Below are 4,522 nucleotides of genomic sequence, written 5' to 3' on the forward strand. Positions count from 1 at the left end.
ATAGGCGCCCAGCAGCGCTCGATCGCACAGCAGGTTGATGCGGCGCGGCACGCCGCCGGCCACCGCATGCACGCGGCGCAAGGCGGCGCGGTCGAACGGCAGCGGCCGCTGCAGGCCGCAGGCCTCCATGCGGTGCCGCACGTACTGCGCCGTCTCGGCCTCCGCCAGCGCCTTCAGGTGATAGCGCGCGATCACGCGCTGCGCCAGCTGCTCCAGCTCCGGCCGGGCGAGCATCGTGCGCAGCTCGGGCTGGCCGATCAGGATGATCTGCAGCAGCTTGCGCTCGCTGGTCTCCAGGTTGGTCAGCAGGCGCAGCTGCTCGAGCACCTCCGGCGCCAGGTTCTGCGCCTCGTCGATCACCAGCACGTTGTTGCGGCCGGCCGCGTGGGCCTGCAGCAGGAAACCGTTGAGGGGGTCGAGGTAGTCCTTGACGGTGACGGCGCGGTCCGGCTGCGGCGCCGGCACCCCGAATTCGTGGCAGACGGTGTCCAGCAGCTCCAGCACCGTCAGCTTGGGGTTGAAGATGTAGGCCAGGTTGACGTTGGCCGGCACCTGGTCCAGGAAGGAGCGGCAGATCGTGGTTTTGCCGGTGCCGATCTCGCCTGTCAGCAGCACGAAGCCGCCGCCGCCCTGCACCCCGTACAGAAGGTGCGCCAGCGCCTCGCGGTGCTGCTCGCTCATGAACAGCAGGCGGGGATCCGGCGCAATGGAGAACGGCTCCTGCTTCAGGCCGAAATACGAGGCATACATGGCCCTAGGATAGCGCGCCGATGTAACGGCGCCTGCCGGACGGCCGCGGCGGCCGCAACGGCGCTTCAGGCGGGTGCCAGCACGGTCCGGCGCACCCGCCGCACGTTGAAGGCGCTGGTGATCAGCACGGCCTGCATGATGACCAGGCCGAGCCACACGCCCTGGTAGTTGCGCTGGTCCATCAGCGCGCCAAACACCAGCGGTGCCAGCGCCTGCCCGATGTCCAGCCCGGAGTAGACGACGCCGTAGACGCGCCCGGTGGCGTTCTCCGGCGTCGACTTCTTGACCAGCAGGTCACGCGAGGGCCCGGCGATGCCGCTGGCGAATCCCATCAAGCCGAACAAGGCCGGCACCAGCAGCGCCGGCACGGCGGCGAAGCCGATCGCCAGCGCGATCAGGGCAGCCACGCCAAAGCCGGCGCCGACGACTTTTTCGCAGCGGGCCGGATCGGAGGCCAGGAAGCCGCCCAGCACCATGCCGCCCGCGCTGCAGATCATGTACACCGTCAGGCACATGGCGGCCAACGCCACCGGCACCTGGTGCAGGTGGCGCGCCGCCTCAGGGGCGAAAGCCTGGATGATGCTCAGCACCACCGCGTAGACGAAGAAGAAGGCGAAGCACATCCAGACGGCCGGGATGCGCAGAAACTCGAAGCCGCGCTCGGCGGCCTTGGCTGCCGGCGTGGCGTGCAGCGTCGGCGCCAGGGTCAGCTTGTCCCGCTGGAACCACAGCACCAGCAGCACCGCCAGCGCGAAGGTGCCGGCGGCGGCGAGCGCGATCCGCCACGAGAAAGTGATGGCCAGCGGCACCAGCAGGGCCGGCGCCAGCGCCCAGCCCAGGCTGCCGGTGATGCCGTGGAAGCTGTAGGCATGGCCCAGCCGCGGGGCGCTGACCTTGCGATTGAGCAGCGTGTAGTCGACCGGGTGGAACACGCCGTTGCCGACGCCCGCCACGATGGAGAAGAATGCCATCGCCCAGTAGTTGGGGCTGATGGCGAAGCCGAACGCAGCCAGCGCCAGCAGCCCCAGCCCGGCGAACAGGATGGGGCGCGGGCCGTAGCGGTCGACCAGGAAGCCCGACAGGGTCTGCACCGCGCAGGAAACGACGAAGAACACCGTCATCAGGAAGCCCAGCTCGGTATAGCTGGCGTTCAGCGCGTCCTTGAGCCAGGGAAACAGCGGCGCCAGCAGCAGCTGGCTGAAGTGGCTGACCATGTGGGCCAGGCCGACCAAGCCGATGACGCCGGCATCCTGGCGCAGGGGGATCGCATTCGGGGCGGTGGACGCGGCAGTGCTCATGCGGCGATCGTAGCCGCGGCCGCCGATTTCTGGAATGCGACAAAAAGCCAGCTATCCGCGAAAATCGGCCAATGCGTTCCGTCCACGCCTCCCGCCCGGTCCCGCTCGACGACACCGACCCGTTCCGCCCCAGCCGGGGCCGCCCGGTGCGGGTGCGCTCGCGCAGCATGGCGGCCGACGCGCACTTCGACCCGCACCGGCATCCCTGGGCCCAGCTGGCCTATTGCGCCACCGGCATCGTGCAGGTGAGCGCGGCCGCACCCGACCGGTCGCATGGTGATGTCACGTACATCGTGCCGCCGTCGCGCGCGGTCTGGATCGCGCCGCAAGCGCTGCATTCCGTGCATGTGCTCGAGGCGGCCGAATTTCGCACGCTCTATGTCGACGCATCGGTCACGCCGGCCGGCTGGAGCGGTTGCCGCGCACTGGTGGTCTCCCCGTTGCTGCGCGAGCTGGTACCCGCGCTCGACGAGGCTGGGCTGCCGCGCTCGCGCGAGGCCCTGCTCACGGCGCTGGTGCTGGAGGAACTGGCCAGTGCGCCGGCCCAGCCGCTGGGCGTGCCGCTGCCGCCGGCGCAGACCGGCGACAAGCGCCTGCGCGCACTGTGCGAGGCCGTGTTGCGCGCGCCCGCGCAGCGCGGCACCCTGGCCCGCTGGGCTGCGGACGTCGGCGCCAGCGAGCGCACCATGGCCCGCTTGTTCCGCGAGCAGCTGGGCACCAGCTACCAGCAGTGGCGCCTGCAGGCGGTGCTGGCCCACGCGCTGCCGCTGCTGGCCCGGGGAACGCCGGTGAGCCAGGTCGCGGCCGCCAGCGGCTATGCCAGCGACAGCGCCTTCACGGCGATGTTCAAGGCGGCCATGGGCCAGCCGCCGAGCCGGTTTCTCGGGCGGGTCGCCGGATAGCGGCGGCACGAACGCCTGGCACAGGTTTTTTTCCTACAGCAGACGCCTGGGCCATCCGACGGTTGAGCTTTGCGCCGCTCCCGACAATCCACTGGTCGGCTGGCAATGGCCGGATCGGGAATCGAACAATGAGCAACATCCATCAGTCCATCCAGGACCGCAGCGCAAGCAGCGGTGGTGGCAACGACCCCAAGGCCTCGGGCGCCGAGCAGCAGCACGCCGGCAACTCTGGCGAAGGCGCAGCCAGCGCCTTGGCGCAGCTGAAGACCCAGACCAAGCAGCACCGTCGCCAGGTCGGCGATGGCGGCGAAGACCCGTCCGAGGGGCCCGGCCAATGAGCGGTGACGCCTCGAAGAAGCCGGCAAGGGATGCGACACCGGCCCCGGTGCCGGTGCCGGGGCCCAATGGCAGCGGCAAGGGCGCCGACACGGCGCTGGAAGCGTTGATCAGGCAGCGCAAGCTCGGGCACGCACCCGAGGAACAGCGGGGTCCGCCCGACCCACAACCGGCGCGAAGCTGAGCAGCCGGGCTACACTGCGGGCGTGGCCATCATTCGCAGCGCCGGCTTGTTGATGTACCGCCGGCGCGGCCCGGCGCTCGAGGTGTTGCTGGCGCATCCCGGCGGCCCGTTCTGGTCCCGTCGCGACGCCGCCTCCTGGACCCTGCCCAAAGGCGAGATCGATGAAGGCGAAGACCCGTTGGCCGCGGCCATCCGCGAGTTCACCGAGGAGACCGGGTTCGACCCCAGCCCACCTTTCCTGCCGCTGGGCGAGCTGCGCCAGAAAAGCGGCAAGCGCATTTCGGCCTGGGCCTTCGCGGGCGAGGCCGATCCCGCACAATTGCACAGCAACCTGTTCGAGATGGAATGGCCGCCGCGATCGGGGCGGCTGCAGCAGTTTCCGGAAGTCGACCGGGTGCAGTGGTTCGGCATCGCAGCCGCCGCGCACAAGCTGATCACCGGCCAGGCGCCTTTCCTGGCCGCACTGGAGCAGCATCTTGCACTGGCCGCCGCCGGGGATGGCCCCCAACCTCAGGCGGCAACGTAGGCGCGGCGGTCGGCGGCCCGCGCGCGCCGGCCGGTCATGGCGTTGCGCAGCAATTCGGCGTCCTCCTCATCCGTCATCTCCCGGGCCTGCGCGGCACGGTCCCACGCCGCGCGGATCGCCTGCATCGCCTCGTCCAGGGTCAGGCGCGAGTCGCCCTTGATGCGGACCCAGTTGGCGCACAGGCATTTCTCGGCTTCCTCGAAGCGGCCGCCATACTGGGCCTGGCCGATGTAGCCGACGCAGTACGCCGGGGCGTAGTCGTCGTAGCCGAGTTCGGCGCGGTAGTACGGCTGGGCCCAATATGCACGCTGCCAATGGGCGTCTTCCACCTGCGGGTCGATGCTGGCGGCGAGGTGCACCGGCGGTTCGTCCGCCTGTTCCTGCCAGAAATCGTGTGCGATGCCGGTCATGCCGTCTGCTCCGTGGGTTGGTCTTTGCTGGAACGGATGTTCGCCAGCGGCGCCGGGCCCGCGCGTAGGACGCGGGCGCCGCGCGGCCGTCGGAATCGGCACGCGAAGGCGCAGGC

Annotated in this window: 7 protein-coding genes; 4 read left to right on the forward strand and 3 right to left on the reverse strand. The window is 70.3% G+C overall.

From position 1 onward, the window contains the following. On the reverse strand, positions 1–750 hold a 750-nt coding region (locus tag JWP65_RS03880; protein WP_299760528.1), incomplete at its 3' end, for an AAA family ATPase. Between the two features lie 65 nt (positions 751–815). Continuing rightward, positions 816–2,048, reverse strand: a complete 1,233-nt coding sequence (locus tag JWP65_RS03885; RefSeq protein WP_299760530.1) for an MFS transporter — start codon at positions 2,046–2,048, stop codon at positions 816–818. A 71-nt stretch (positions 2,049–2,119) separates the two neighbouring features. Between JWP65_RS03885 and JWP65_RS03890 the strand changes: the two genes are divergently transcribed. The 4 genes from JWP65_RS03890 to JWP65_RS03905 all read left to right on the forward strand — a co-directional run bounded on the left by JWP65_RS03890 (position 2,120) and on the right by JWP65_RS03905 (position 3,996). Next, positions 2,120–2,950: a helix-turn-helix domain-containing protein gene (locus JWP65_RS03890; RefSeq protein WP_299760532.1), complete on the forward strand. Its 831-nt coding sequence runs from the start codon at positions 2,120–2,122 to the stop codon at positions 2,948–2,950. A 128-nt stretch (positions 2,951–3,078) separates the two neighbouring features. After that, positions 3,079–3,288 (forward strand): hypothetical protein, encoded by a 210-nt coding sequence (locus JWP65_RS03895; protein ID WP_299760534.1) that lies wholly within the window; start codon positions 3,079–3,081, stop codon positions 3,286–3,288. Beyond that, entirely contained in the window at positions 3,285–3,470 is a 186-nt protein-coding gene (locus JWP65_RS03900; protein ID WP_299760536.1) for a hypothetical protein, read from the forward strand. The genes JWP65_RS03895 and JWP65_RS03900 overlap by 4 nt, the downstream gene beginning before the upstream one ends. Before the next feature lie 22 nt (positions 3,471–3,492). Further along, a complete protein-coding gene (locus tag JWP65_RS03905; protein ID WP_299760538.1) occupies positions 3,493–3,996 on the forward strand; it encodes an NUDIX domain-containing protein in 504 nt (167 codons plus the stop codon). Here JWP65_RS03905 and JWP65_RS03910 read toward each other — a convergent pair. Then, the gene (locus tag JWP65_RS03910) at positions 3,981–4,406 is read right to left on the reverse strand and encodes a hypothetical protein (protein WP_299760540.1); all 426 of its coding nucleotides are present in this window, start codon (positions 4,404–4,406) and stop codon (positions 3,981–3,983) included. The genes JWP65_RS03905 and JWP65_RS03910 overlap by 16 nt on opposite strands. Between the last annotated feature and the right edge of the window lie 116 nt (positions 4,407–4,522).

Source organism: Ramlibacter sp., assembly GCF_028292805.1.
Lineage (GTDB): Bacteria > Pseudomonadota > Gammaproteobacteria > Burkholderiales > Burkholderiaceae_C > Ramlibacter.

What these genes read in the sequence shown, in the direction of transcription:
- JWP65_RS03885 (WP_299760530.1), bottom strand. Translation starts at nt 2,048, where the DNA reads ATGAGCACTGCCGCGTCCACCGCCCCGAATGCGATCCCCCTGCGCCAG.
- JWP65_RS03890 (WP_299760532.1), top strand. Translation starts at nt 2,120, where the DNA reads ATGCGTTCCGTCCACGCCTCCCGCCCGGTCCCGCTCGACGACACCGAC.
- JWP65_RS03895 (WP_299760534.1), top strand. Translation starts at nt 3,079, where the DNA reads ATGAGCAACATCCATCAGTCCATCCAGGACCGCAGCGCAAGCAGCGGT.
- JWP65_RS03900 (WP_299760536.1), top strand. Translation starts at nt 3,285, where the DNA reads ATGAGCGGTGACGCCTCGAAGAAGCCGGCAAGGGATGCGACACCGGCC.
- JWP65_RS03910 (WP_299760540.1), bottom strand. Translation starts at nt 4,406, where the DNA reads ATGACCGGCATCGCACACGATTTCTGGCAGGAACAGGCGGACGAACCG.